The organism is Nocardia sp. NPDC056541 (assembly GCF_042794235.1).
Taxonomy (GTDB): domain Bacteria; phylum Actinomycetota; class Actinomycetes; order Mycobacteriales; family Mycobacteriaceae; genus Nocardia.
Window position 1 is genome coordinate 45,716 of the sequence record NZ_JBHTUD010000025.1, and the last position, 25,131, is coordinate 70,846.

The following is a 25,131-nucleotide window of genomic DNA, read 5'->3' on the forward strand; positions in this document are numbered from 1 at the left end:
TGACCGCGTGCGGCAGCGGGGGGATTGCTCGCCTGCGGGGGGAAAGACGACTCATGGTGTCACACGTAGCATCCGTCCCGCTGCCTCGACCGCCGGTCCGGAGCTTCCGGCGTCCGCGACGAACACCGCGAACGCCCGGTCACCGTCGATGCCGACGAACCAGCCGTGGGCGTGGGTGTCGTCGAGGTACTCGGCGGTACCGGTCTTGCCGAGCAGGCCGGGGATGTCACGCAGGGCGGTGGCCGTACCCGCACTCACCGTCTCCCCCATCATGGTCTCTAGCTGCGACGTCACCGTCGCGGGCACCGGCGCCGAAGGCCGGTCGGGAGTGCCGGGACGGCCGCGGATGATGCTCGGAGCCGGCGCGGAACCGTGCGCGAGGGCGGCCGCGACGAGCGCCATTCCGAACGGCGACGCCGTCACCGTGCCCTGTCCGATGCTCGATTCGACCCGTTGCGCCGGACTTTCGGCGGGTGGAACTTTCCCTGTGACAGTCGTCAAGCCGGGTGTCACATAGTCCACCCCGAGACCCAGCTGCTGGGCCGCCGCGGTGAGTCCGTCGGCAGGCAATTTCACTCCCAGCTCGGCCATCGTGGTGTTGCACGAGCGTGCGAACGCGGTGTGCAGGGGCACCATACCCAGGTCGAAGCCGTTGTCGTTGGGAATCGTGCGGCCCTCGATGGTGGCGCGGCCGGGACACGGCAGCACGGTGTCGGGCGTGACCCCGCCTGCTTGCAGTGCCGCCGAGACCGTGACGGTCTTGAACGTGGAGCCCGGCGGGTAGAGCCCGGTGAGCGCGATCGGGCCCTGGGCGTCGGCGGGCGCGTTCTGGGCGACGGCCAGCACCTCCCCGGTCGAGGGGCGCAGCGCGACGATGGCGGCCGGAGTGGCGATCGGGGTCAGTGCGTCCTCGGCGGCGTGCTGTAGATCGATGTCGAGGGTGCTGGCGATGTCGGCGGTGGGCTTCGCGTCGGGTCCGGCGATGCGCTGGGTGCCCTCGGCGGTCTGCGCGCGGATCGCCCAGCCCGCGGCGGTGTCGGCCTGTTCCTGCCAGATCTCGGCCAATCCCCCGATGGTGGGTCCGGCGAGAGTCTTGTCGACGGTGAGCAACCGGGTCTGTGGCGCGAGCGTCACCCCGCGCACGCCCGTCAGCGCCTGCTGCACCGGTGCGATGTCGGCATCACGCAGTGCCACGGCGGTGATCGGTTTACCCTGTGCCGCGGCGAGATCCGTCCGCAGCGTGGTCTCGGTGACGCCCTGCGGCGCGAGCAGCGCGGCGGCGGCGGGCAGGTCGGCGTCGGGCGCGACGTTCACCAGCGTCACCACCTGCTGGGTCATCAGGTCGCCGCCGGAGGCGTCGAGTACCCGCGCCGGTTTCGCCGCAACCGGGCTGTAGCTGAGCGCGCCGAGGTCGAGGCCGGGCGCGACGGTGGTCGGCTGCCAGGCGATCTTCCACTCGTCGTCGCCGGTGGTGGTTCCGGCGCTCGAGTAGGTCCACACGTTGCGGCCGTCGGGGCCGAATTTCCAGGTGGATTCCAGCGTGAAGGACTTGTCGTCGGTGGACGACACCCGGACCGTGTCGTTCTTGCCGAGGTTCTCGAACAGCGCGGTGAGGACCGGCAGGGCCTGCTCCGGTGCGTCGGTGAGTGCGGCGGCGGCGGATGCGTCTGCGCTGGTGAGCGCGGCGGCGAAGGACTCGGCGACGGTCTGGGGCTGGTCGGGTCCGGAGGAGCACGCGAGGGGCAGCGCAGCGAGCGCGACGAGCAGGACCGATGCCTTCCGTGGTGTGCGCACGAGTCCGAGACTAGCTCGATCCGTGGTACCGGTGGGGTTGTCGTTTCTGCTGTGACGAGCCCGTCCGCTACCACCAGCCGGTGATCGCCCCGATCTGGCGGCCGAGTTCAGGGGCGAGCGAGCGGGCGTAGCTGGCGGTCAGGTGGTGCTCGTCGCGATAGATGAGCACATTGCCCTCGACCACCCGGCAGCGCTGCGGTCGGCAGACCGCGTCGGACAGGTCGAGCGGATGGACGTTCGGGTAGCCGGCCGCCGGCTCCTGGGCGGGATCGCGGGGGTCGAGCACATCGGCGCGATCGAGCCCGCAGCTGTCGGGGTCGCCGCGGTGGGCGAGGCAGTCGGTGGCGCGGTAGAGGACGCCGTCGCGGCGTAATCGAGGCGTGTCACGCAGGGCGAGCACGTTGAGGCCACGGTCCTGCAACGCCGTCCATACTTCGAGGTATTCGTTGGGCACCTCGTCGCCCGTGCCGTTCTGGCGGTAGCGGGTGGACAGGGTCAGCACCCAGTTCGGGGGGTCGGCGGCCAGCCGGTCGAGCACCTCGACCGACCATTCGTGACACTCGGGGAAGGGCCACTCGGCGTAGGACGGCTGATCGGCGAGGACGACCGGACAGCCTTCCTTGAGGTAGGAGACCACCCGGAACCCGTGCTCGAGGGCGAGTGGTTCCAGCGCGGGCAGCCAGTGCTCGGAGTGCGACCCACCGACCAGCGCGATCGAGCGCGCGGCGGTGGGGTCGCCGTAGGTACAGACGCGAACTTCCCGGTTGGGGGTGATGCAGCCGTCGGTGGTCGGCGGCGGAGTGTCGGCCTGTCCTTCGAAGACGGTGGGCCGCATGGGTTCCGGTGAGTATTCGGCACCGGAGAGCAACGCGGCGGCGCCCGGATAGCGGTGGGTGTCCAGCGCCTGCGGCGGCACGGCCGGGTTGGCCACCAGCACCACCTGCCATCCCAGCGAGGCGATCAACACCGCGACCGCGGTGCCGGTGACCAGTGCCCCGGTCAGCCTGCGGTTCTCGACCTCCTGGCCGCGCGGTGGCATGCGCAAGGGCGACTCGATCAGACGCGTGGTCGCGTAGGCCAGGACGAGCGAGGCGCCGATCACCACCACACCGTCGACGATGCCGGCATTCGCCCGCCCGGTCTCGCCGAGGTAGAAGATCAGGATCGGCCAGTGCCACAGGTACAGCGGGTAGGCCAGCGCGCCGAGTTCGGTGCAGAACCGTCCGCCCAGCAGGCGGTTCGGCCACGACCGCGCGGCCACGCCGAACCCGGAGGCGATCACCAGGCAGGCGGCCGCCACCGGCCACAGCGCCGCGACGCCGGGAAACTGATTCGCGCCGTCGAACAGCGGCCCACACGACAGCACCATGGCCAGACCGAGCGCGGCCGCGAGCCCCCGCAGCCGGTTCGGTATCCGCAGCCAGGGCGCCGCGACGGCCAGCATCGCCCCGGCCAGTAGCTCCCAGCCGCGCGCGACGCTGTCGTAATATGTCCAGGCCTGGTGCTGCGCGGTGCCCGACGCCGCGTACCAGAACGACAGTGACGCCAGCCCGGCCAGCACGATCAGCAAGGTGAGCCGCCCGGCCGAACCGCGCCTGCGCAACCAGGCCCACCCCGCCAGCAGTACGAAGATCGCCAGGTAGAACTGCCCCTGTACCGACATCGACCACAGGTGCTGGAGCGGGCTCACCGACGGATCGGGCGAGAGATAGTCGAGCTCGGCGGTGGCCAGATACCAGTTCTGGCCGTAGAACATCGACGCCAACGTCTGCGCGGCGGCTTCGCCCAGCTGGGTGTACGGGCGCAACACCACCGTCGCGAGCAGAATCGCCGCTAACACCACCACCAACGACGGCATCAACCTGCGCGCGGTCCGTCGCGCGGTCTCTGCCGCGGACACCCCGCCGCGCCGCTCCACCCCGCGCACCACGGCCCCGGTGAAGAAGAACCCCGACAGCACCAGAAAGACATCGACACCGCCGGATACGCGGCCGGCCCACACATGGAACGCCACCACGAGCGCGATCGCTATCCCGCGCAGACCGTCCAGATCCCGGCGGCGTTCGACGGTGCCACGGACCGCCGCACCCGGCGATGCGGTCCGAACATTCGGCACCAACGACCCCACAGAATCGGCCCCCACAAAGGAATTGTTTCCCGGCAAGTAACCATCAATTTGCCGTAGCGCCACCCAGGAAGCAAACCGCCGTGCCGTGTGGGGAGGGTGCTATCCGGTTCGCCAGGGCGTGGTCGTCACAGTGGCGGCGTCGTCTTCGCCGAGGTCGATGTCGAAGACTTCCGCCAGCACCTTGGGCAGCTCGGTGGGATCGAGATCACGCGAAGTGGCAGTGCCGTCGGGGTATTCCGAGCTCAGCGTCAGGTCATCGAGCACGTGGTGGACGCCGGGCAGGAATCGCTGGAGGAAGGGTCGCGTGGTGAACGGCGAACGTGGCGAGGTCGACACGAAGTGGTTGCCGACCGCGTAGTCGATACGGAACTGCGGGTTCTCGGTGAAGGTGTAGCGGTCGATCCAGCCGTCGCGGCTGAACTGGAACAGCACCCACAGGTCACCGGCCCGGCGTTCCAGCCGGTAGCGCCAGTCGCCGAGCGCGAATTCGCCGTTGCTGTCGACCAGTTCGAACGGCGCCAAGGGGCCGAAACCGAAACCGACATCGCAGATCCAGACGCGATCGTCGTCGGGCGTGGTCACGCGCAGCAGGGCATGGGTCGCCGGCCGCAGGGCGCCGGTGTCGGCCACACCGTAGGTGACCCGGCCGCTGAGTCCCGCGACACCGAACCCGAACCGTTCGAGCGCGGCGGCGAAGATCCCCACATTCTCGTAGCAGTAGCCGCCGCGGCTGCGACGGATCAGCTTGTCCTGCAAGGAGTTCAGATCCAGCGGGATGCCGCGGCCGAGGATGATCTCCAGATTCTCGAACGGGATGGTGGTCGTGTGGGCGCGCACCAAGGCGCGCAAGGTGTCGACCGATGCCGTGCGCGGCCCGTCGTAGCCGATCCTGGACAGATAGGCGTCCAGATCGAGCTCGGCACCCTGCCAGCCGTGATCGTCGGGCACTACGTCGGTCATCGCATCCTCGCTCCGGTCGGTGTCTTCTCGCACAACCGTGGTTCGCCGAACCTTGTTCCCGCGTGTCTCAGGCCGCGCACTTCGCGCCCGCGGGGGCCGGGGGCGCGGTGACCGAACCGTGCTCGACATCGACGACATAGTCGATGACCTGCGGCGCGAGCGGCTCGGTTCCCGCGAGCAGGCGCAACACCACACATCCGCCCTCGAACAGCGCGGGTCCGACCGAGTGATCACCCGCGACGATGGCGCCGGTCAGGTCACGCCCGCTGACCACGGTGTAGAAGGAGAACGGTTTCCCTGCCGCGGTCAGCGCCGCGCGCAGTTCCACACTGGTCGCGAAGGGCACGATGGCGTCGGCGGTGCCGTGGATCAGGAAGGTCCGGCGCATGGTCAGCCGGTCGGCGAGCAGCGCGGGCGAACGCTCGATGTAGGCGAGCGGGCAGATCATCGGCGCGCAGCCGCCCGCGTCACGTTCGATCTGGCGGGGCAGTGCGGGATCCACCGAGCCACCGGCCGCCCACATCGTGAAATCGTCGGAGGGGCCGTAGTTGTCGACCCAGTAGTCGAACAGCCCGGGCGGCCCGTGTGCCACCGCGAGCCCGCTGGTGATGCCGCCCTGACTCCACCCCCACAGCACGGTGGACGCGATAGCGGGATGCTCGCCGCGATACCACTGCGTGGCCGCCACCAGGTCGTGCCAGCCCGTCCACAGGTTCCAGTCGCCGGTGCGCCACGGTCCGTCGGCGCTGCGCAGATCCATGAGCAGAATCGGCGACCCGCCCGTGCGCGCGAGCGCGGACATATACGGGGCGAAATCGGCCGACGACCCACCGTGCCCGTGCACCGCGACCACCAGCTTCGTGGCCGCGATATCGCCGGGAACACAGCGAAACGGCTCGTATACGCGCCCGGTCGCACGCTCGCCGTCCACGGTGATCGCGACCTGTCGCAGATCGACACCCGGTGCGCACGGCGGTTGCCCGTGCGGGGCGGGTCCGGCCGCGGCCGATATCGCGACCAGCAGCGCGCACACCGCCACGACGACCCCGACCCGCTTCATGTCGCGATTGTCCGCCACCGGCGGACGGGGGTCCAGCACATCGTCGCGCGTTCCCACGCCGACACGGCACGGTCCCCGCGGCCCCCACAGTGCAGGGGTTGCGGGGACCGCCGGAACCCACGTGTCGGCGTGGATCCGTTCGTGGTGACGTCAGCGCAGCGCGACCTCCGACCCGCGATGCAACAACACCGGCGCCGTCTTGCTCGCGGTGTCGGCGTCGATTCCCTTGGCGGCCGGATTCGCCTGTTCCAGTTGAGGTTTGCGATCCAGCAGCGTCTTGGTCAGCACGCAGGCCAGGTTCGCGTCGAGATCGTCGCGCACCACGAGCAGGTTGGGCACCACGATGGTCGGCGCGTCGGCGGGCAGCCCATAGGTGGCGGCCGGGATCGAGCCCGTCTCGTAGACCGGGTTGATCTGCTTCAGTTTCGGCAGCACACCGGTGATGTCGAGGAAGCGGACCTTGTCCTCGGCGGTGGTGAACAGGTCGGTGATGCCCGGTGTCGGCAGGCCACCGGACCAGAACATCGCGTCGATGGAGCCGTCCTTGAGACCGTCGACGGTCTTGGTCAGGTCGAGGCGCTGGGCGGCGACGTCGCTGTCGGGGTTGAGCCCCGCGGCTTGCAGCACGCGCTGGGCGATCACCTCGGTTCCCGATTTGGGTGAGCCGGTGGAGACCCGTTTGCCGCGCAGGTCGGCGAGGGAGTTGATGCCGGCGTCGGTGCGCACGATGACCTGGGTGTAGTTGTCGTAGAGCCGGGCCAGTGCGCGGATCGGCTGCGCGCTGGTGAAGCTGCCCGTGCCCGCGACCGCGTCGGCCGCGGAGTCGGCGAGCGAGAAGCCGACCTGATAGGTGCCGCCGACCACCTGCTGGATGTTCTGTACGGAGGCGCCGGTCTCGGCCGCGGTGGCCTTCACGGTCCCGCCGGTGGCGGCGGAGATCTGCTCGGCGTAGGCGTTGCCGAGCGCGAAGTACACGCCGGTCGCGTTTCCGGTGGCGATGCCGATCCTGGTGTCCTGCTTCACTGCACAGGTCACCTCGCCGCCCGCGTCGGCGGTCGGGGTGTCCTGCCGGCCACCGCAGCCGGTGAGTAATGCGGCGGCCGCGACCACCGCGACAATTGTTCTGACCATCAGGTCCCCTTCCGTCGACGGCCAGGCCGCCTGCCGATTCCCGCGGATCACGGTGTGTCCGTGGATGTTCTGTTCGCCCGGTCGAGAAGGCCCGCCAGCACGGCGACGACCAGCACCCCGAGTCCGAGCCCGGTGGCGACCGGATTCGGGTACAGCAGAATCAGTCCCGCGCCGGCGGCGATGACGCGCGGGATCGGGCCGATCGCGCCGATTCCGAACAGCCACCCGCCGGTCGCCGCCGCCAAGGCCGCGACGCCGACGCAGGCCGCCGCGCTGACCCACAGCACGTCGAGCACGGCACCGCGGCCGAGCAGATGCTCCCCGGAGTCGGTGAGCACGAACATCAGCGGCACCAGGAACGCGGGCAGCGCGTACCGCAGGGCGTGCCACATCGTCGGCATCGCCTTCGCCCCGGTCACCGCGGCCGCGCCGACGGCGGCCAGCGCGGTCGGCGGCGTCACCTCCGAGAGCACCGAGAAGTAGAAGACGAACATGGCGGCGGCGGGTGCGGCGACGTGCAGGTCGAGCAGCGCGGGCCCGATGATCACCCAGCCGATGACGAACGACGCCGTCACCGGGACCGCCAGACCCAGCAGCGACAACGCGATCGCCGCCAGCACCGCGGTGGTCGCCAGCACGACGGCGGGATCGTCCGACAGCGCCGATCCGGCCTTGACCAGCAGCGCGGCCAGTTGCGCACCGAGGCCGGTCTTGGTGGTCATCGCGGTGATCACGCCCGCCGCCGCACACACCGCGACCACCGGCAGCGCCGAGCGCATCCCGTACGACAGCGAGCGCAAGGCTTCGATCACGAACTGCCCCACGCTCTTGCGTGACCAGCGGTGCCCCTCCGCTCGCACCGAGCCGCCCTCAACTGATTCCGTCGTGCTCTGTTCAGCGGGCGTTTTCGTGAGATCGGTGGCCGAGGCCGCATCGGTCGCCGCGGCACTGCGCAGCATCCGGTCCGGGATCGCGAGCAGCAGCGCGAGCGCCGTCGCGTACACCACCGCGCGGGTCGCGCTCACGTCGGCCAGCAAGAGCACGACGATCACGATCAGCGACGAGAAGTGATACCCGAAGCGCCCCAGCAACTTCCACCACGGCGTCGGCAGCGGACCGTCGGCCAGATCTACGGGCGCCCGCCCGTCCGCGTGGATCCGGCGGGCGTCGATCTCGACCGACAGCAGGATGCCCAGGTAGTACAGCAGCGTCGGGATCAGGGCCCACCCCAGCACCGTCACATACGACACGTCGAGATATTCGGCGACGATGAATGCCGCCACTCCCAGCGTGGGCGGCGACAGAATCGCACCGACGCCCGCCGCCGCGAGCATCCCACCCGCCTGTTCGGGCCGGTAACCGGCCTTGCGCAGAATCGGCCAGGTCACCGCGCCGGTGCTCACCGCGGTCGCGGTTCCCGAGCCCGAGACGGTCCCGAGCAGGAATCCCGACGCCACTGCCGTGCGCCCTGCCGCGCTGTGCGAGCGCCGGAACAGTGACACCGACAGATCGACGAAGAACCGTGCCGCACCGGAGAATTCGAGTACCGCTCCGTAGAGCGTGAACAACACGATGTAACTGGCGGCGACGTCGAGGGGCGTGCCGTAGAAGCCGCTGCCGGAGTTGTACAGCGCGTCGACGATCTGATCGACGTCGAGGCCCGCGTGCGCGATCGACCAGTCCTGCGGCAGCAGACCGCCGTAGTACCCGTACCCGAGGAACACCAGACACACCACCGGCAGGATCACCCCGGTGGTGCGTCTGCACGCCTCGAGCACGAGCACCAGCAGCAACCCGCCCATCACGACATCGAGCGGCGCGAGCATCCCTTGCCGATCGAGAAACGCGTCGTATCCCCCACCCGCGTCACCGATTCGAATCGGCAGCACCGGATACAGACACACCACCAGGGTGATCGCCGCCAGTACCCAGTCGAGCACGGAGGGTCCGTCGGCCCGATCGAGCGGACCCCACCACGACCGATAGCTCAGGTACACCAGCGGCAGCGCGACAGCCAGAAAGATGACCAGGTAGTACTGGCTGCCCTGCGCCAGCGGCCGAAACACCTGCCACACCGACAGCAGCGCGAGCCCGAGCGCGACGCCGCCGACCAGCCGACCGGGGAATCCGGAGAGCACCCGCGCCGGCCGCTCCTCGTCGTCCACCCCCAGCTCAGCCGCAGTGACAACCGGTGGCGCTGCGTTCATGAGCGGACGATAGCAACGAGATTCACGGCCGGTGACGAAATCGACAACCGGGCAGTCTGTACAAAATGGACACTACGCGGGTGGCGCTCACCGCTGTGTGGTCCCACGATCCACTTCCGCACCTCGGCGCAGCGCGAAGGCGGCGCCCGCTGCGGCGGCGCCCGCGACAGCGATCGCGAATACCGTGGTGGCCGTGGCCAACCCCGCCGCATCGCCGAGAAAACCGGTCGCCAGCGGCAACACCGCGGCGGGGAGATAACCGCCCACGTTCTGCGCGGCGTTGGCCTCGGCCAGCCGATCCGGCGGCACCGCCGATCCGATCGCCGTCAAACCGCCGAGTTGCCCGAGCCCCTGCCCCATCCCGGCCAGCACCGCGGCGATACCGAACACCGGCACCGCCGCCGTCGCGACCGCGCCGATCAGCGCGACCGCACTCCCCACCGTCGCCACCGAGCTGGCGAGCAGGATCACGCGAATACTCCTGCGCCGCACCGCGAACTGGATCCCCGTCGCGGCCAGGAACATCACGAAGGCCAGCGCACCCGCCACGACCCGATTCGCCGATCCGAGCATCCCGAGAACCGACGGGCCCAGCGACAGGACGAAGGACGTGGCCGTGATGCCGGGGGCGAAGGCGACAATCCCGAGCAGCACCGCCGTCCTGCCCCGCGCCGGGACCGCGGGCACTCGGATCCACGGACCGCGCCCGCCCACCCCGCTCGGCAGATCCAGCCGCGACACCACGACGAAAGCCACTGCCAGTAGCGCGATTTCGACCACGAACACGGTCACGGTCGCACCGGGCGCGGCCTCCGACAAGACCCCGGCCAGCAGCGGACCGAGACCGGCGCCCAGCACCATGGCCACCGAAGCCGCCAACGCGCCTTTCGCCGAGCGCTCTCGGCCCGCGATATCGGTCACCGCCGCCATCCCCGCCGAGACCGCACAGCCCACCGCGACGCCGGTGAGCAATCGCGCCAGCGCGAGCACGAGAACCGAACCGGCGCAGGCGAACAGCACGCAGGCCACCATCGCCAGCACGATCGCGGGTAGCAGCACCGGCTTACGCCCCACCCGATCGGAGACCACGCCGGCGACGGTCAGCGCCCCGAGCAATCCCGCGATGTAGCAGGCGAAGACGAGGGTGAGCGTGCCCGAGGAGAATCCCATCTCCCGCTGCCACACGACGTAGAGCGGCGTGGCGGCGTTCGAGAGCACGAACACCGCGAGAACCGGCCACGCTGCCGCCCAGATCGCCCCATCGCGCACCCGTGGCGCCGCTGCCCGGATCGTCATGCCCACTCCTTAGTTCGACTTATCTCGTACCAGTACGACAGGAGTCGAACATACTCAGTACGATAAGATTCGTACAAGCCCCGACCTGAAGGTGTCCCATGCAGGCAACGACCGAAGCCGAACGACTTCCCGAGCCACCGCGCGCCGACCTGCGCCTCGATGTCGTCCTCGGCGCACTCAGCGATCCGCTCCGCCTCGGCATCGTGCAGAAGCTGCTCACCGAATCCCCCGACCTCGACCGCCCCTGCGGCTGGTTCGGCATCGACCGCCCCAAGTCGACCCTCACCCACCACTTCCGCGCCCTCCGCGAAGCGGGCATCACCCGTCAGCACCGCTACGGCCTCGAACGCCGCAGCCAGGTCCGGGTAGCCGACCTCGACGCCCGATTCCCCGGCCTCCTCGACCTCGTCCGCGCGTGGCGGGCCGAATAACCCGTGGTTCCAGGCCGAACCGGCGTGGATAATGTCGTGGTGGCCGTGATGCGACGAATCGTGGTGGTGGGGACTTCGGGATCGGGCAAGAGCACGCTGGCCCGCCAGATCTCGCACCGGCTCGACATCCCGCACATCGAGCTCGACTCGATCCACCATCAGCCGAACTGGACACCGATGGCCGCGCCCGAATTCCAGGCCGCGGTCGCCGAGCGGATCGCCGGGGATGCCTGGGTGGTCGACGGCAACTACCGGGGCAAACTCGGCGATCTGGTGTGGCGACGTGCCGATACGGTGGCCTGGTTCGATCTGCCCCGGTCGCTGGTCATGCGCCAGATCGTCGGCCGGACGGTGGGCCGGGCGCTGACCGGGCGCGAGCTGTGGAACGGCAACCGGGAGCGCTGGCGCGAGATGATCTCGCTCGACCCGGCACGATCGGTGATCATGTGGGCCTGGACGACCCATGCGAAGAACCGGGCGAGCTACCTTGCGGCACAGCATGATCCGGCATTCCGGGATCTCACCTTCGTCCGGCTGGGTTCCCGGCGCGAGGCCGCGGCGTTCCTCGACGGTCTCGCCTGAGCACCACCGCCGACGTAACCCGCTTCGGCTGTCACTGCCCCACGGAACCGGGCTTGCCCCGCGATTGTCGGTGCCCCCGCCTACGATCCGCTCATGCTCTCGATCGATACCGCGCAGCGTCGCGCCCGAGTGGCCACCAGGCATCGCCTCGCGCCGTCGGCGCGTTCGACCGACCCCGTGGACATCGCCCGTTCGATGGTGGTTCTGCATGCCACCGATCCGGCGACGGTGTACCTGTCGGTCGGTGCTCGGGGCATCGATCTCACTCCCGCCGATGTCGAGAAGGCGCTCTACGACGACCGGGCCCTGCTTCGCATGCTGGCCATGCGCCGCACGATGTTCGTCGCGCCGACCGAGTTGCTCCCGGTTCTGCAGGCATCCACCTGCGATGCGCTGGCCCACAAGCAACGCCGCACCTACGGCCGCTTCATCGAGCAGGCGGGCGTCGTCGACGGTGACATCTCGACGTGGCTGGCCGAGGTCGAAGCCGAGACGCACGCGGCGCTGCTGACCCGTGGCGCGGCGACCGGTGTCCAGCTGAGCAAAGATGTGCCACGGCTGCGCACCCAGATCGACACCGCCCCCGGAAAGTCCTATTCCAAACCGACGAGCATCACCACCTGGGTACTGGTGGTGCTCGGCGCGGAGGGCCGGATAGTGCGCGGCCGCCCGAACGGCAGCTGGACCAGCAGCCAGTACACCTGGGCCCCCGTGGAAACCTGGCTACCCCAGGGGTTTTCACCGCTGTCCGCCGCCGAGGCTCGCGTCGAACTGGTACGGCAGTGGTTGTACGCCTTCGGCCCGGCCCCGATCACCGACCTGAAATGGTGGACCGGCTGGACCCTCGGTGAAGTCCGGAAGGCCCTGGCCGAAGTCGACACAGTCGATGTAGACCTCGACGGCACCCCCGGCCTGATCCTCGCCGACGACCTCACCCCCGTCCCCACCCCCGAACCCTGGGCAGCCCTGCTCCCCGCCCTGGACCCCACCCCCATGGGCTGGCAATCCCGGGACTGGTTCCTCGGCCCCCACGCCCCCGCCCTCTTCGACACCAACGGCAATATCGGCCCCTCCATCTGGGCCGACGGCCGCATAGTAGGCGGCTGGGCCCAACGCCCCGACGGCGAAGTGGTCACCCGCCTCCTCGAAGACGTGGACCCCCACACCCAGAAGCTGATCGACGCCGAAACAGACCGCACCACAACCTGGTTCGGCGACATCCGCGCCATCCCCCGCTTCCGGACCCCCTTACAACGCGAACTCACCGCCTAACGGCAACAATTTCGGCAATATTCTGCCGATCGGAGGTGTGTTCATGGATGTACTGAAAGACATCGGCGGAAAGATCCGAACGGAGCGCCGCCGCCACCACCTGACTCAGGAGGAGCTTGCCGAAGTGGCGGCTACGTCCACGCGCACGATTCGCGACATCGAACACGGTCGGGGTTCGACCAGCATCGGAACGGTCACAGCAGTGGCCGGCGCACTGGGACTAACGCTGACGGTGACGCCGTGACGGATTTCGGCGCGTTGCGCAGGGTCAGCAGCGCGGACGTCTACAAGTCCGGTCGTCTCGCTGCCGCGCTCGGCAGGACCGCCGATGGTGGCACCGAATTTCGTTACGTGCCTGAATATTCTGGTGATCCCATCGCTTCGACATTGCCACTCGGCACCGAACCGATCACCGGCGGATCTGGGTCTGTCCCGCCGCCACATTTCGCCCGGCGAGTCCGTCACAATGGTCAGGTGAATGCTGAAGAGCCCGAATGGATTCGGCTGATGACCTACGAGGCCACCGAGAGCGCGCCGCGACCGATCAGCGCCATGCGCGGTTGACTGCGCGACCGCGGAATCGACTGGATGCCCTTCGCCGACGACGACATCCGCGTCGACCTCATGCGAGCCCGGCATGCCGACGGTCGCGTCGGTTGCGCGGTCGGTATCGCCATCCGTAGCGCGGCCCTGCGCCCCCTGGGCCTGCATCCCGACCAACCGGATGCGCAGCCGACACACCCGTCACCACCGGCTTGGTGGCATACGGCTGCCGACCGCAGCCCCTGGGCACAGACCTGAGCTGTCGACCGACCACGAGAGCCGGTCCGCAGGTCTGCGTCGCTTCGAGATGACCTCACATGTCCAGGCCGAGATCGAGTACGCGGACCGAGTGGGTGAGGGCGCCGATGGCGAGGTAGTCGACGCCGGTGCCCGCGTATTCGGCGGCTTGGTCGAGTGAAAGTCCGCCGGAGGACTCGAGTTTCGTCGCGGGGGCCGCGGCATCGCGGCGCTGGACGGCGGCCTGGGTCTGCCAGAGGGGAAAGTTGTCCAGCAGGACGAGTTCGACGTTTTCGGCGAGGACAGCGTCGAGTTGTTCGAGGCTGTCGACCTCTACCTCGCACGCGATGTCGGGTGCCAGTGCGCGGACCGCGCGCAGGGCGTTGACGACCGAACCGGCGGCCACCACGTGGTTGTCCTTGATGAGGGCGGCATCGCCCAGCCCCATGCGGTGGTTGACGCCGCCGCCGACGCGGACCGCGTACTTCTGCAGAGCGCGCAGGCCGGGCAGCGTCTTGCGGCTGTCGCGGATCTCGCATCCGGTGCCGTCGACGGCGTCGACCCAGGCGGCGGTGGCGGTGGCGATGCCCGACAGGTGGCACACCAGGTTGAGCATGGTTCGTTCGGCGGTGAGCAGGCCGCGAGTGGGGGCGACGATGCTCAGCACCGAGGTGCCGGGCTCCACCCGGGTGCCGTCGGCGACCCGCGCGGTGATCTCGTAGGTGCCCGCGCCGAGGACCTCGTCGAGCACGAGCAGCCCGACGTCCAGGCCCGCGACGGTGCCGTGCTGGCGCGAGACGACCGAGGCTTTGCTCACCGCGTCTTCGGCAACGGTGGCGATCGTGGTGACGTCGGGCCCGTAGCGCAGGTCCTCGTCGAGGGCGTTGCCGATCAGCGTCAGCAGCTCGTCACGGTCCAGAGTGGCGTCCAAAGCCATCACCGCACTCCTAATTCTCGGGCGCACAGTGCGCCTCGGTCGAAGCGGCGGAGCAGGTCACCACTCCACCGATATTGCTTGTCCGACTGTGATTTCCAGCTGCGACCCGCCCGATTCGAGTGAACTCGGCCGGGAACGTCGCTGGTCAACGCACGCCGAGGGGCACCGAACCGCATTCCGCGGGCATGGTGGACAGTTCGAGCGTGCCCTCCGGTCGGAGCCGAATCACCGTGCTGTGCCGCTGATCCTCGACCGCGCCCGGCGACTCCGCACGCGTGTGGCACCCTCGGCTCTCGGTACGCGCCGCCGCCGCACCGAGCAGCGCACGCGCGGTCAAGGTGAGCGCCGCGTCCTCGATCCGACGCAGATGCTGTGCCGCTGCCGGTGAATCAGCAGAAGCCGAGTCGAGCGACGACACTGCCGACATCGCACCGTCGATCCGCCTGCGTGCCCGCGCGAGTCCGTCGCCGTCACGCACGACGGAGGCATGCGCGGTCATCGCCTGCTGCACCACCGAACGGTCGGCGAATTCGACTGTCCACGAGGAGATCTCCTCGACCCGAGCACGAACCCCGACCCGCTCGGCCGCCGCCGCACCGGCCCGCTCACCCACCACGAGCCCTTCGAGCAAGCTGTTGGAGGCCAACCGGTTGGCACCGTGCAGCCCGGTCCTGGCGACCTCGCCCGCCGCGTAGAGCCCGGCGACACCGGTCCGCCCGTGCGTGTCGGTGAGAACACCACCGCACTGGTAGTGCGCGGCAGGCGCGACCGGAATCAGTTGCGCCGCAGGGTCGATCCCCGCCGCCAGGCACGAGGCGGTGATGGTCGGGAATCGCTGGGCGAACCCTTCGATGGCGCGGGCGTCGAGGAAGACATGGTCGGTTCCGAGCGCCCGCATCCGCTCGGCGATCGCCCGCGACACCACATCACGAGGAGCCAGATCACCACGTGGATGCCCGGCTGTCACCGAGTTCCCGTGGGAGTCGACGAGTATCGCGCCTTCGCCGCGCACCGCTTCGCTGATCAGCGGTCGCCTGCCCACTCCGCCGGGCGTGTAGAGCACCGTCGGATGGAACTGCACGAATTCGAGATCGGCCACGGCGGTCCCGGCCCACAATGCCAGCGCCACACCGTCACCGGTCGCCCCCGGCGGATTCGTACTCAGCGCGTAGAGCTGTCCCAGACCGCCGGTCGCCAGCAGCACAGCGGGCGTGTGCACGACGCCGAACCCATTGTCCGACACCGCGATCACACCCTGCACGCCCTCGGCGCCGGTCACCACGCGCAGCGCGGCGGCGCCGAACAGCACAGGCAATCCCGCCGCGTTGAGCGCGCGCTGCACCTCGGCCCCGGTCGCGTCCCCACCGGCGTGGATGATGCGACGCGTGCTGTGCCCGCCCTCGCGGGTACGCGAGATCTGGCCGTCACGACCGAGGTCGAACACCGCGCCGAGGTCGGTCAGCGCCGCGACCGCGGCCTGTCCACCCTCGACGATCGAACGCACCGCGTCGACCTCGCACAACCCGGCGCCGGCCTCGACCGTGTCGCGCACGTGCGAGTCGACCGAATCACCGAGCGGTGCGACGACCGCGATGCCGCCTTGCGCGTACTGGGTCGAGGTGTCGGTCGGACCGCCCTTGCTCAGGATGAGCACCCGCAGCCCACGCAACGAGGCCGTGCGTGCGGCCGTGAGCCCGGCGACGCCGCCGCCGATGACAACCAGGTCGACCTCGGCCTCCCACGAAACAGGAACCGTCATCGTCGTTACCGATTCGGTCGCACGGTGCCGGTCACTCGCCACCGCCGGAGTTACCGATGGCGATCATCCGCTGCACGGAGGCGCGACCGGCCTCGGCCATCGCCAGGTCGACGTGCACCTCGTCGGCACCCTCGACCAGGCAGCGCAGCAGCGCCGCCGGGGTGATCATCTTCATGTACTTGCAGGACGCGCGATCGTTGACGGCCTGGAAGTCGATCCCGGGCGCCGCCTTGCGCAGCTGGTGCAGCATGCCGATCTCGGTCGCCACCAGCACTTGATCGGAGTGCGACGCCTTCGCCGCGTCGATCATCCCGCCGGTCGACAGGATGTGCACCCGCTCGGCCGGGAACGCGCCCTCGCCGGCCAGGTACAGCGCCGAGGTGGCGCAACCGCACTCCGGGTGCACGAACAGCTCGGCATCGGGGTGGGTGCGGGCCTGCTCGGTGAGCTCGTCGCCGTTGATGCCGGCGTGCACGTGGCACTCGCCCGCCCAGATGTGCATGTTCTCGCGCTTGGTCTCCCGCTTGACGTGGGCGCCGAGGAACTGGTCCGGCAGGAACAGCACTTCGCGGTCGGGGTCGATCGAGTCGACCACGTCGACAGCGTTGGAGGAGGTGCAGCAGATGTCGGTGAGTGCCTTCACCTCGGCGGTGGTGTTCACATACGACACCACCATCGCGTCGGGGTGCTCGGCTTTCCAGGCGCGCAGTTCGTCGGCGGAGATCGAGTCGGCCAGCGAGCAGCCGGCGCGCTGGTCCGGGATGAGCACGGTCTTGGCCGGGCTGAGGATCTTGGCCGTCTCCGCCATGAAGTGCACGCCGCAGAACACGATGGTGCCCTCTTCGGCCTCGGCCGCGATGCGCGACAGGGCCAGCGAGTCGCCGACGTGGTCGGCCACGTCCTGGATCTCGGGCAGCTGGTAGTTGTGCGCGAGGATGGTCGCATTGCGTTCGCGCGCCAGACGGCGCACCTCCTGCGCCCATTCCGGCGTCGCTTCGACACCCGCGTAACCGCTGGGTCCGTCGAAGACCGAATCCATCAGCGTCCGCTGTGCAGTCGTCGTCGCCATGGTGGCTCCCTTCATCGTGCGAGCGGCTCCACCGCCGCGATTCGCACCAAACCAGGTTTTCGACTTACAATCGAAAACGTGCCCCATAGTAACACCATCCACGAATCGCTCACCGCGGTGTTCCAGGTTCGCCGCTTCCCGTCGAGCATTTCCGCAGGTAGAGGCGCCAAGCACCCAGAGTTGGCGGTTCTGCTGTGGGAACGCGCGCTCGATCCACAGAAAGGCACGTGGTCACTACCCGGCGGCCGCCTGCGCGACGACGAGGACCTCGACACCTCCGCCCGGCGCCAGCTCGCCGAGAAGGTCGACGTGCGCGACCTGCACCACCTCGAGCAGGTGTCGGTGTTCAGCAATCCCGACCGCGTCCCCGCCCCGCGCCGCATCGCCTCGGCCTACCTCGGCCTGGTCCCCCTCACCACCGAACCCGAACTCCCGTCCGACACCACCTGGCACCCGGTCTCGAATCTGCCCGACATGTCCTTCGACCATCGCACCGTCGTCGACCACGCCCGCACCCGCCTGGCCGCCAAACTCTCCTACACCAACATCGCCTACGCCCTGGCCCCCGACACTTTCACCATGTCGACCCTGCGCGAAATCTATTGCGCCGCACTCGGATACGACGTGGACACCACCAATCTCCAGCGAGTCCTCACCCGCCGCAAGGTGATCACCCCCACCGGCGACACCGCCCCGTCCGGCCGGGCAGGCGGCCGTCCCGCGGCGCTCTACCGCTTCACCGACTCCGGCCTGCGAGTAACCGACGAGTTCGCCGCCCTCCGTCCCCCGACCTGACCGAAGTGCACACTGCACCTATGAGCGAATTGCAGTGCGATATCCAGCCCGCCCCGCCGTTGCGGCTGACCCCGGTCTGCACCGTCTACAGCGGCATCGTGCGACTCGCCATGACGGGCCGATTCCTGCAGTCCCATCGAGCACCGGCCGACGAGTTCGGCGCGTTCGTCCCGCACGTCGCGCCCCTGCCGGGCAACGAGCCCGAACCCCAGGTGTGGGCCGAGGCGTATGTCATGAGCACCGTGTCCTCGGCTGCCGGCGGGTTTCCCGCCGGTGTCGACTACGTCCGCGCGGCCTATCTGGCCGATCCACGCGGCGGCACCGACCGATGGCTGCATCTGGGCGGAGCCGCGCACATCGGCAAAGGACTCACCCTCGGCTACCGGATCACCGTGCAGACCACGCAGGGGTGACAGCCGGTCGACGGACGGAAGTTGTCGGTGGCCGGTGCCACACTGCGAGCATGGACAACGACGCGACGGACGCGAAGCAGACCACTTCCTATGACGACCCGGATGCTCCCTGGAACAAGGAGTTCTCCGAGGAGGAGATGGCGGGCTGGAACGACGGGGTCATCACGGAGTTCCGGGAGAACCAGGGTCGGGTCGGGGGCGACTACGCGGGCGCCACCCTGCTGTTGCTGACGACGACGGGCGCCAAAAGCGGTAAGCCGCATGTGGTTCCGCTCGGCGCACTGTATCGCGATGACCTGATGTATGTGAGCTCGTTCATCGAGGATCGGTACCCGGCCTGGTATCACAACGCCAAGGCCGACCCACGGGTGACGATCGAACTGGGCGGCGAGAAGTTCGCGGCGACGGCCGACGTACTCACCGGCGAGCGCTACGACGAGTTCGCGGCATGGGCACTGGCGGAGAACTCCTTGCTGGCCGAGTATCAGGCCAAGGTCGACAAGCCGCTACCGCTGGTGGTGCTGACCCGGACAGCATCACAGTAGCCCCGGCGGCGTCACGAATCGTGGCGGCGATCGCGATGCTTCGGCGAGCGGCGGTAAGCGCGCCCGCTGGGCACCGCGGTGGCAGCGGACGAGCTGCGCAGGGCGTGGCGGCGGCGCCAGGCGACCAGATCGGGTCGCTCGGCGGGCGGCTCAGTGGATTGCCCGGCTGCGGTCTTCATGGTCAAGGTCCTCCCCCGAAAATACGATGCTGCCAGGATAGGGAGCGGGTCCGACCGCATTCCACTGGTTTTCGGTGAACCGATCCGCGGCGCCCGCTATTCCTTGTCCACCGCTGCCCGGGCCCCGGTCGGCTTGCCGGATTCCTTGCGCGGCGCGGGTTTCTGGTCGATCGGCGCACCGATCAGCACATCCGCCCATCGCGTTGTCGGGTCGATGTCGAACAGCAGCGCCTTCACCAGCAGCGTCAGCGGAATCGCCAGCAGCGCGCCGAGCGCCCCGATCACCCACGCCCAGAACACCAGCGACAGGAACGTGATGGTGACTCCGAGGCCCACGGCGTCACCGACGAACTTGGGCTGAATGATCGACTGGATCACGAAGTTGATCACCGAATAGACCACGATCACCCAGATCATCAGCACCGGACCGCTGTCGAGCAGGGCCAGCAGCGCGGGCGGGATGACGCCGATAACGAACCCGACGTTCGGGATGTAGTTGGTGATGAACGACAGCAGCGCCCACAGGATCGGCAGCGGTACCCCCATCAACCACAGTGCCCCACCGTCGATCACGGCCACGATGGCACCGAACACCGTGGATACGATGAGGTATTTGCGCGTTCCGGTGACGAAATCGTCCAGTGCCTGTGCGATCGCGGGCCGCTCGCGAGCCACGATCGCCAGCCGGCGGTCCATCGTCATCCCGTCGACGGCCATGAACAGCAGCAGCGCCACGACGAAGAACAGATTCGAGAAGACTCCGAGCACCCCGCCGACCAGCTCCTCGATGACACTCGCGGCCTTACCCACGTCGATGCCGCTGAGCGCCTTGTGGATCTGGTCGGAGCTCACCCCGAGATCCGACAGCCAGGCGCGCCCATGGTCGAGCAATTCGTTGAGCTTGTCGGCATATTCGGGCAGCAGCGAGGCCAGCTGCACCGCCGACAGCGCCAGCGCCCCACCGATGCCGAACAGAATCCCGACCACCGCCACCAGTGCCGCGGCCATGCCGAGCCAGGCAGGCCAGCCTTTGCGGCGCGCCCAACTCTGGATCGGTTGCACCGCGATGGTCAACATGAGGGCGAGGAAGACCGGTCCGATGATGCCGGAGAAGGCCTTCAGGCCGCCGATGGTGACCACTCCCGCACCGAGCGACAGCAGCACGATCAGACCGCGCGGAATCGACCATTCAACGGGCGGGGCCGGGGGCGCGGTGTCGGTGCTCGGCTCGGACATGCGCCGAACGCTAACCACGCGAAGGCGCCGCCACCTCCCCCATTCCGGGTGAGATGCGCGATCAGGCGGTCTTCATCTGCGGTTGCGGCGGCGGCGCCGCAGTGTGGCGGGTGATCCGCCCCACTGCCCAGAACCCGAGCTCGACCACCCAGAACACCAGTAGCGCCGCGGTGACCACCAGCACCGGGATCACGAGAAAGACCACGGAAGGCACCGCGATCAGCGACCACCCGAGCACATCGACCGCACGCGCCCCACGAAGCCGGCTGCCGAGGCGGACCGCCGTCCACATCATCCAGCGTCGCGGTACCGAAACCCCGGCCTCGCGCAGGCTGCGCCGGAATATTCCGTCGGCGTCGGCGGGGCCGACTTCGCCTGTGCGGCACAGGTAGTCGTGCAGGATCGCGGCTCTGGTGTAGACACCGTAGCGCGGGATCAGCCAGACCAGCGCGCGCGGCACCGAGGCGAAGTCGGTGCGGAATCCGGTAGGCACCGTGAAGGTTTCGACCGCGGCCTGGTAGGTGAGCGGTTCGGTGAGCCGCCAGAATTTCGCGTCCAGTTCCTCGACAACCGGACCACCACCGATGAATCCCACGACCGTTCCTCTCACACGACAGCCGGTATCTACCTGCTGTTATGCGAAAATGGTATCGCTTGATGGCCGCTCAGCCGCGTGGTTGCGAACTCGGATCGAAATCGCCGCTCGGCCGATACTGTTCGGCACCGTAGGGCAGGCGGTAGTCGTCGGACTCGTCGCCGAAATCGGCCGGACGCAAGTCGCCGAGCAGCCCGGCCGCGCCGGAATGGAGATCGACGGCCGGGTGCAACGCGGCGAGGAACAACAACACCAGGGCGGCCAGGAACGGCTGGATCAGCAGTGCGAGATCGGTCCCGACTTCCGCCGGCAGCGCGACGATCTGGCCGATCGCCGGATCGCCGGGACGCGGATGACGCACGCCCGCAACCCATTCCCCGATCCACATCATCAGCACAGCGCCCAGCCCCGAGGCGAGCAGCATGCCGAGCACGAGCGCGGGCCCGCGCGTGGTCCGCACCCGCCACGCCCCGACCGCACTCAGCACCGCGACCACCGCACCGAAGCACAGGAACATCGCGACCGCGTCGAACAGGTGCAGACTCTCGCCGGTGAGCACCGCGGCGCGCCCCGGCTGAGTCACCCGCAACCGCTCGGTCGGTGCGAGCAGACCCCACACCACCCCGGCCGCCGCACTCGCCACCAGCACCACGGCCATGACGATGCCGACGCCGACGATCTCGCGCCGCAACACCTCGGGGCGCTCTCCGCGACCGAGCACTACCGGCGTTCCAACTGTGCCGATTCGATGACGCCGTGCCGTGAGCACTTGGCCCACCAGCCATCCGGGCTGATCTGCACGATCATCCGGCGTCCACACTGCTCGCAGAATCGCGGTGGTTCGAGACCGAGCGTCGCCGACGCGGGCGTGACATCGTCGATCCCGGCCACGATCCGCTTGCCGGTGAACGGGTTGTAGCGCTCGTCCAATGCGGTTACCGCCTCCGTGAAGTGTGACTCGACGGTCGCGTCATCCCTGCCGACCTGGGTCGATACTCGATCGTACACAGCGTTTTACAGGGTTTCGTTGAGCGCCTTGATCGGCATGCTCAGCTCACCGAGCAGATCGAGGTCGGACTCGGCGGGACGGCCGAGGGTGGTGAGGTAGTTGCCGACGATGACGGCGTTGATGCCGCCGAGCATGCCCTGCTTGGCGCCCAGGTCGCCGAGGGTGATCTCGCGACCACCGGCGAAACGCAGGATGGTGCGCGGCATCGCGAGCCGGAACGTGGCGATCGCGCGCAGCGCGTCGGCGGCGGGCAGCACCTCCAGGTCACCGAACGGGGTGCCGGGACGCGGGTTGAGGAAGTTCAACGGGACCTCGTCGGGGTTCAGCGACGCCAGCTGCGCGGCGAACTCGGCGCGCTGCTCGATGGTCTCGCCCATGCCGAGGATGCCGCCGCAGCACACCTCCATGCCCGCTTCGCGCACCATCCGCAGGGTTTCGAAGCGCTCCTCGTAGGAGTGGGTGGTGACCACCTTGGGGAAGTGCGACTTGGCGGTCTCGAGGTTGTGGTTGTAGCGGTGCACGCCCATCGCGGCGAGCTGGTCGACCTGCTCCTGGTTGAGCATGCCCAGCGAGCACGCGACCTGGATGTCCACCTCGTTGCGGATGGCCTCCACACCGGCGGCGACCTGCGCCATCAGGCGCTCGTCGGGGCCGCGCACCGCGGCGACGATGCAGAACTCGGTGGCGCCGGTCTTGGCGGTCTGCTTGGCCGCCTCGACCAGGCTGGGAATGTCGAGCCAGGCCGCGCGCACGGGCGACTGGAACAGGCCCGACTGCGAGCAGAAGTGGCAGTCCTCGGGGCAGCCGCCGGTCTTGAGGCTGATGATGCCCTCGACCTCGACCTCGGGGCCACACCACTTCATCCGCACGTCGTGGGCGAGCTCGAGCAGCGCTTCCAGGTGTTCGTCACCCAGGCGCAGCACCTCGACGGCCTGCTGCTCGGTGAGGCCCTCGCCGCGCTCGAGCACCTGCTCACGGGCGATGGCCAGAATATCGGTCTGGACGGGTGCCTGCGTCACGACGTGTTGTCCCTTCGACGGGGGTGTGCGCACGAGCCGTGGGTGTGATCCACCCGGCGTGGCTGTGCAACTTGAACGGTGTTCAGGATAGGGTAGCGGCTACGAGTGAGTCACGACACTCGGGTCGCAAAATCGTCGGAAGGACGCGCGTGCAACTGCGGAAGACGGATGTGGTCGATGCCGCCGTCGCGATTCTCGATCAGTACGGGCTCGCCGACCTGACGATGCGCCGGCTCGCGGGCTCGCTGCAGGTGCAGCCGGGGGCGCTGTACTGGCACGTCAAGGACAAGCAGTCCCTGCTCGGCGCGGTGGCCGACCGGATTCTCGCTCCGATGGACGAGCCGATCACGGCCACCGAATGGCCCGCGCAGCTCACCGAACTCGCCCACCGACTGCGCGACTGCCTGCTCGCCTATCGCGACGGCGCCGAACTGGTTTCGGCCACCTACGCCTCGCGTCTGACCACGAGCAAGGCGCGTGAACGCCTGGCGGGCATTGTCATCCGGGCCGGAATGACCAGGGAGGAAGCCGATCTCACGGCCTACACTCTGCTCTACTACGTGCTCGGCCAGACCGTCGACGAGCAGTCGCGCATGCAGATGGATTCCGTCGGCGCGCTGCCCGAGGACAACACCCCCTTGCTCGACACGCCCGATCCCACCGCTCGATTCGACTTCGGCTTGCAGCTGTTCATCGCGGGCGTGCGCACCATCCTCGGGACCCGGGTGCGCTGATCAGGGCGGGTCGTTGCGATTGGCTTCCTGGTAGCGCCGCACGAACGGCAGTACCTGCGTTTCGATGACCTCGTTGTATTCATCGGGTCGCTGAATCGGATTCGCGTGTTCGGTCCGAGTCGGCCGCACCACCGACAGGGTGCCGTTGACGCCGCCGGACTGTTCGATCAGCACCCTGTGCGAATACTCCACGTCCACCACGTCATCGCGCGACGCCTCGCGGGGCCGGATGAACACGATCGCCGGGTTTCGCTTGTCCGGATTCGGTTTGCCGAGCGCCCGCAGATCCGCCGTGCCGCCGCCGGCCACGATCGCCAGGAACTGCGCCTCGATCAACCCGTTGCTGGCGGCATCACGAGAGAAGATCTTGTCGCGCAATACCTCCGAGGCCGCCTGACCCATGGCGCGGAAGTCGATATCGAAGAACAGTCCGTCCCGCTGCGCGAAACGTTCACGCCGAGCCGACATCTCGACCACGAAGCGCAGGAGCCTGCTCTCCCTCGCCCCGGGCAACCAGCCCACCCACCGCACCAGATCGGCACCGCGACTGCGACTCTCCGGGCGGACCGCGTCCAGATCCATCGGCGTGCAGTCCAGCACGACGGCCACCAATCGCCGGTCGCTGCCCAGGTGGATATGGCGCGCCACCTCGAGTGCGATGATCCCGCCCATGCTGTGACCGACCAGCACGATATTGCGCACATTGCCGTACCGCGCGGCCCGCACGATCATCTCGGCGATCACCTTGGTGTCGATACCCGCGTTGTCGTAGCGCACCGCCCACACCACCCCGAGGCGACTGAGCGCGGGCAGTGCCTTGGCGGTCGGTGCCGCGTTGACTCCCCCGAGCCCCACCATATCGACGACCGCGGTATCCCAATCCCGCGCGTCCGCAGGCAGATTCGCGGGCAGCAACTCCGGCGTGGTCTGTGCCAGCCGATCGCGTTCGGGCGCCACATCGTGCACCCAGTACTGCCCGAACACGATCATCGCGACCAGCAGCACCCCGAGACTTCGCAGCACCGCCAGCCTGGTCCGGCGCCAACCGCGCCACCCGTGTCCCAGCCTGGTTTCACGCAACCGATCCCGCCGACGCGCATCGTCGAAGTCCGCGACGGTGGACGGATGCCGATCGAATGACGACATACTTCCACTGTAGGGGCGGTCGAATCCGAACGCTCCCGGTCGCCGTCGCGAGCA

At 68.8% G+C, this 25,131-nt stretch carries 27 protein-coding genes; 10 read left to right on the top strand and 17 right to left on the bottom strand.

The window, feature by feature from the left end; genetic code table 11:
* Nucleotides 1-51 precede the first annotated feature (51 nt).
* From ACFQ9R_RS31065 to ACFQ9R_RS31095, 7 genes are all read right to left on the bottom strand, one after another.
* On the bottom strand, nt 52-1,794 hold the full coding sequence (locus ACFQ9R_RS31065; protein ID WP_378995736.1) for a penicillin-binding transpeptidase domain-containing protein: 1,743 nt from the start codon (nt 1,792-1,794) through the stop codon (nt 52-54).
* 67 nt (nt 1,795-1,861) lie between these two features.
* Nucleotides 1,862-3,910 (bottom strand): acyltransferase family protein, encoded by a 2,049-nt coding sequence (locus tag ACFQ9R_RS31070; RefSeq protein WP_378995738.1) that lies wholly within the window; start codon nt 3,908-3,910, stop codon nt 1,862-1,864.
* A gap of 111 nt (nt 3,911-4,021) precedes the next feature.
* A complete protein-coding gene (locus ACFQ9R_RS31075; protein ID WP_378995740.1) occupies nt 4,022-4,882 on the bottom strand; it encodes an arylamine N-acetyltransferase in 861 nt (286 codons plus the stop codon).
* A gap of 67 nt (nt 4,883-4,949) precedes the next feature.
* Nucleotides 4,950-5,999 carry an alpha/beta hydrolase family protein gene (locus ACFQ9R_RS31080; RefSeq protein ID WP_378995742.1) on the bottom strand — a complete coding sequence of 350 codons (1,050 nt, stop codon included), beginning with the start codon at nt 5,997-5,999 and terminating at the stop codon, nt 4,950-4,952.
* A gap of 93 nt (nt 6,000-6,092) precedes the next feature.
* The gene (locus ACFQ9R_RS31085; protein ID WP_378995744.1) at nt 6,093-7,073 is read right to left on the bottom strand and encodes a TAXI family TRAP transporter solute-binding subunit; all 981 of its coding nucleotides are present in this window, start codon (nt 7,071-7,073) and stop codon (nt 6,093-6,095) included.
* Nucleotides 7,074-7,120: 47 nt separating this feature from the next.
* Complete coding sequence (locus ACFQ9R_RS31090) at nt 7,121-9,280, bottom strand: TRAP transporter permease (protein ID WP_378995746.1); 2,160 nt, start codon at nt 9,278-9,280, stop codon at nt 7,121-7,123.
* Between the two features lie 87 nt (nt 9,281-9,367).
* Nucleotides 9,368-10,576 (bottom strand): MFS transporter, encoded by a 1,209-nt coding sequence (locus tag ACFQ9R_RS31095; RefSeq protein ID WP_378995748.1) that lies wholly within the window; start codon nt 10,574-10,576, stop codon nt 9,368-9,370.
* 98 nt (nt 10,577-10,674) lie between these two features.
* Between ACFQ9R_RS31095 and ACFQ9R_RS31100 the strand changes: the two genes are divergently transcribed.
* The 6 genes from ACFQ9R_RS31100 (at nt 10,675) to ACFQ9R_RS31125 (ending at nt 13,662) form a co-directional block, all read left to right on the top strand.
* Nucleotides 10,675-11,007 (top strand): ArsR/SmtB family transcription factor, encoded by a 333-nt coding sequence (locus ACFQ9R_RS31100; RefSeq protein ID WP_378995750.1) that lies wholly within the window; start codon nt 10,675-10,677, stop codon nt 11,005-11,007.
* A 48-nt stretch (nt 11,008-11,055) separates the two neighbouring features.
* Entirely contained in the window at nt 11,056-11,589 is a 534-nt protein-coding gene (locus ACFQ9R_RS31105; protein ID WP_378995752.1) for a hypothetical protein, read from the top strand.
* A 93-nt stretch (nt 11,590-11,682) separates the two neighbouring features.
* Nucleotides 11,683-12,861: a winged helix DNA-binding domain-containing protein gene (locus tag ACFQ9R_RS31110; RefSeq protein WP_378995754.1), complete on the top strand. Its 1,179-nt coding sequence runs from the start codon at nt 11,683-11,685 to the stop codon at nt 12,859-12,861.
* A 43-nt stretch (nt 12,862-12,904) separates the two neighbouring features.
* Entirely contained in the window at nt 12,905-13,105 is a 201-nt protein-coding gene (locus ACFQ9R_RS31115) for a helix-turn-helix domain-containing protein (RefSeq protein WP_378995756.1), read from the top strand.
* Nucleotides 13,102-13,425: a hypothetical protein gene (locus ACFQ9R_RS31120; protein WP_378995757.1), complete on the top strand. Its 324-nt coding sequence runs from the start codon at nt 13,102-13,104 to the stop codon at nt 13,423-13,425. The genes ACFQ9R_RS31115 and ACFQ9R_RS31120 overlap by 4 nt, the downstream gene beginning before the upstream one ends.
* Before the next feature lie 24 nt (nt 13,426-13,449).
* Nucleotides 13,450-13,662, top strand: a complete 213-nt coding sequence (locus ACFQ9R_RS31125) for a hypothetical protein (protein ID WP_378995758.1) — start codon at nt 13,450-13,452, stop codon at nt 13,660-13,662.
* A 55-nt stretch (nt 13,663-13,717) separates the two neighbouring features.
* Here the strand turns inward: ACFQ9R_RS31125 and nadC are convergent, their stop codons facing one another.
* The 3 genes from nadC to nadA form a co-directional block, all read right to left on the bottom strand.
* Nucleotides 13,718-14,578: a carboxylating nicotinate-nucleotide diphosphorylase gene (nadC, locus tag ACFQ9R_RS31130; RefSeq protein WP_378995760.1), complete on the bottom strand. Its 861-nt coding sequence runs from the start codon at nt 14,576-14,578 to the stop codon at nt 13,718-13,720.
* Nucleotides 14,579-14,723: 145 nt separating this feature from the next.
* On the bottom strand, nt 14,724-16,337 hold the full coding sequence (locus tag ACFQ9R_RS31135; RefSeq protein WP_378995761.1) for an L-aspartate oxidase: 1,614 nt from the start codon (nt 16,335-16,337) through the stop codon (nt 14,724-14,726).
* Between the two features lie 31 nt (nt 16,338-16,368).
* Nucleotides 16,369-17,406: a quinolinate synthase NadA gene (gene nadA / locus ACFQ9R_RS31140; RefSeq protein WP_378995763.1), complete on the bottom strand. Its 1,038-nt coding sequence runs from the start codon at nt 17,404-17,406 to the stop codon at nt 16,369-16,371.
* A 78-nt stretch (nt 17,407-17,484) separates the two neighbouring features.
* Here nadA and ACFQ9R_RS31145 point away from each other — a divergent pair, with 78 nt between their 5' ends.
* From ACFQ9R_RS31145 to ACFQ9R_RS31155, 3 genes are read left to right on the top strand one after another with little or no spacing between them, the layout of a single operon-like run.
* Nucleotides 17,485-18,201: an NUDIX domain-containing protein gene (locus tag ACFQ9R_RS31145; RefSeq protein WP_378995765.1), complete on the top strand. Its 717-nt coding sequence runs from the start codon at nt 17,485-17,487 to the stop codon at nt 18,199-18,201.
* Between the two features lie 20 nt (nt 18,202-18,221).
* Complete coding sequence (locus ACFQ9R_RS31150) at nt 18,222-18,614, top strand: hypothetical protein (RefSeq protein WP_378995767.1); 393 nt, start codon at nt 18,222-18,224, stop codon at nt 18,612-18,614.
* Nucleotides 18,615-18,664: 50 nt separating this feature from the next.
* Nucleotides 18,665-19,159 carry a nitroreductase/quinone reductase family protein gene (locus tag ACFQ9R_RS31155; RefSeq protein WP_378995769.1) on the top strand — a complete coding sequence of 165 codons (495 nt, stop codon included), beginning with the start codon at nt 18,665-18,667 and terminating at the stop codon, nt 19,157-19,159.
* Nucleotides 19,160-19,170: 11 nt separating this feature from the next.
* Here ACFQ9R_RS31155 and ACFQ9R_RS31160 read toward each other — a convergent pair whose 3' ends face one another.
* The 6 genes from ACFQ9R_RS31160 to bioB all read right to left on the bottom strand — a co-directional run bounded on the left by ACFQ9R_RS31160 (nt 19,171) and on the right by bioB (nt 23,197).
* Entirely contained in the window at nt 19,171-19,338 is a 168-nt protein-coding gene (locus ACFQ9R_RS31160) for a hypothetical protein (RefSeq protein ID WP_358072375.1), read from the bottom strand.
* Nucleotides 19,339-19,434: 96 nt separating this feature from the next.
* Nucleotides 19,435-20,574, bottom strand: coding sequence for an AI-2E family transporter (locus tag ACFQ9R_RS31165; RefSeq protein WP_378995771.1), 1,140 nt, complete (start codon nt 20,572-20,574; stop codon nt 19,435-19,437).
* Between the two features lie 61 nt (nt 20,575-20,635).
* Complete coding sequence (locus ACFQ9R_RS31170; RefSeq protein ID WP_378995773.1) at nt 20,636-21,169, bottom strand: DUF1353 domain-containing protein; 534 nt, start codon at nt 21,167-21,169, stop codon at nt 20,636-20,638.
* A 70-nt stretch (nt 21,170-21,239) separates the two neighbouring features.
* Nucleotides 21,240-21,890 (bottom strand): DUF2567 domain-containing protein, encoded by a 651-nt coding sequence (locus tag ACFQ9R_RS31175; RefSeq protein ID WP_378995775.1) that lies wholly within the window; start codon nt 21,888-21,890, stop codon nt 21,240-21,242.
* A complete protein-coding gene (locus tag ACFQ9R_RS31180; RefSeq protein WP_378637366.1) occupies nt 21,890-22,099 on the bottom strand; it encodes a hypothetical protein in 210 nt (69 codons plus the stop codon). Before ACFQ9R_RS31180 ends, ACFQ9R_RS31175 begins: the two co-directional genes overlap by 1 nt.
* Before the next feature lie 84 nt (nt 22,100-22,183).
* Nucleotides 22,184-23,197: a biotin synthase BioB gene (gene bioB / locus ACFQ9R_RS31185; RefSeq protein WP_378637307.1), complete on the bottom strand. Its 1,014-nt coding sequence runs from the start codon at nt 23,195-23,197 to the stop codon at nt 22,184-22,186.
* Between the two features lie 149 nt (nt 23,198-23,346).
* Between bioB and ACFQ9R_RS31190 the strand changes: the two genes are divergently transcribed.
* Entirely contained in the window at nt 23,347-23,931 is a 585-nt protein-coding gene (locus ACFQ9R_RS31190; protein WP_364716719.1) for a TetR/AcrR family transcriptional regulator C-terminal domain-containing protein, read from the top strand.
* Here ACFQ9R_RS31190 and ACFQ9R_RS31195 read toward each other — a convergent pair whose 3' ends face one another.
* Nucleotides 23,932-25,077, bottom strand: a complete 1,146-nt coding sequence (locus tag ACFQ9R_RS31195) for an alpha/beta fold hydrolase (RefSeq protein WP_378995777.1) — start codon at nt 25,075-25,077, stop codon at nt 23,932-23,934. It abuts the gene before it with no gap.
* Nucleotides 25,078-25,131: the final 54 nt, after the last annotated feature.

What these genes read in the sequence shown, in the direction of transcription:
- ACFQ9R_RS31135 (WP_378995761.1), bottom strand. Translation starts at nt 16,337, where the DNA reads ATGACGGTTCCTGTTTCGTGGGAGGCCGAGGTCGACCTGGTTGTCATC.
- ACFQ9R_RS31125 (WP_378995758.1), top strand. Translation starts at nt 13,450, where the DNA reads ATGCCCTTCGCCGACGACGACATCCGCGTCGACCTCATGCGAGCCCGG.
- ACFQ9R_RS31090 (WP_378995746.1), bottom strand. Translation starts at nt 9,280, where the DNA reads ATGAACGCAGCGCCACCGGTTGTCACTGCGGCTGAGCTGGGGGTGGAC.
- ACFQ9R_RS31100 (WP_378995750.1), top strand. Translation starts at nt 10,675, where the DNA reads ATGCAGGCAACGACCGAAGCCGAACGACTTCCCGAGCCACCGCGCGCC.
- ACFQ9R_RS31105 (WP_378995752.1), top strand. Translation starts at nt 11,056, where the DNA reads ATGCGACGAATCGTGGTGGTGGGGACTTCGGGATCGGGCAAGAGCACG.
- ACFQ9R_RS31165 (WP_378995771.1), bottom strand. Translation starts at nt 20,574, where the DNA reads ATGTCCGAGCCGAGCACCGACACCGCGCCCCCGGCCCCGCCCGTTGAA.
- ACFQ9R_RS31115 (WP_378995756.1), top strand. Translation starts at nt 12,905, where the DNA reads ATGGATGTACTGAAAGACATCGGCGGAAAGATCCGAACGGAGCGCCGC.
- ACFQ9R_RS31095 (WP_378995748.1), bottom strand. Translation starts at nt 10,576, where the DNA reads ATGACGATCCGGGCAGCGGCGCCACGGGTGCGCGATGGGGCGATCTGG.
- ACFQ9R_RS31075 (WP_378995740.1), bottom strand. Translation starts at nt 4,882, where the DNA reads ATGACCGACGTAGTGCCCGACGATCACGGCTGGCAGGGTGCCGAGCTC.
- ACFQ9R_RS31195 (WP_378995777.1), bottom strand. Translation starts at nt 25,077, where the DNA reads ATGTCGTCATTCGATCGGCATCCGTCCACCGTCGCGGACTTCGACGAT.
- ACFQ9R_RS31085 (WP_378995744.1), bottom strand. Translation starts at nt 7,073, where the DNA reads ATGGTCAGAACAATTGTCGCGGTGGTCGCGGCCGCCGCATTACTCACC.
- ACFQ9R_RS31155 (WP_378995769.1), top strand. Translation starts at nt 18,665, where the DNA reads ATGGACAACGACGCGACGGACGCGAAGCAGACCACTTCCTATGACGAC.
- nadC (WP_378995760.1), bottom strand. Translation starts at nt 14,578, where the DNA reads ATGGCTTTGGACGCCACTCTGGACCGTGACGAGCTGCTGACGCTGATC.
- nadA (WP_378995763.1), bottom strand. Translation starts at nt 17,406, where the DNA reads ATGGCGACGACGACTGCACAGCGGACGCTGATGGATTCGGTCTTCGAC.
- ACFQ9R_RS31150 (WP_378995767.1), top strand. Translation starts at nt 18,222, where the DNA reads ATGAGCGAATTGCAGTGCGATATCCAGCCCGCCCCGCCGTTGCGGCTG.
- ACFQ9R_RS31110 (WP_378995754.1), top strand. Translation starts at nt 11,683, where the DNA reads ATGCTCTCGATCGATACCGCGCAGCGTCGCGCCCGAGTGGCCACCAGG.
- ACFQ9R_RS31160 (WP_358072375.1), bottom strand. Translation starts at nt 19,338, where the DNA reads ATGAAGACCGCAGCCGGGCAATCCACTGAGCCGCCCGCCGAGCGACCC.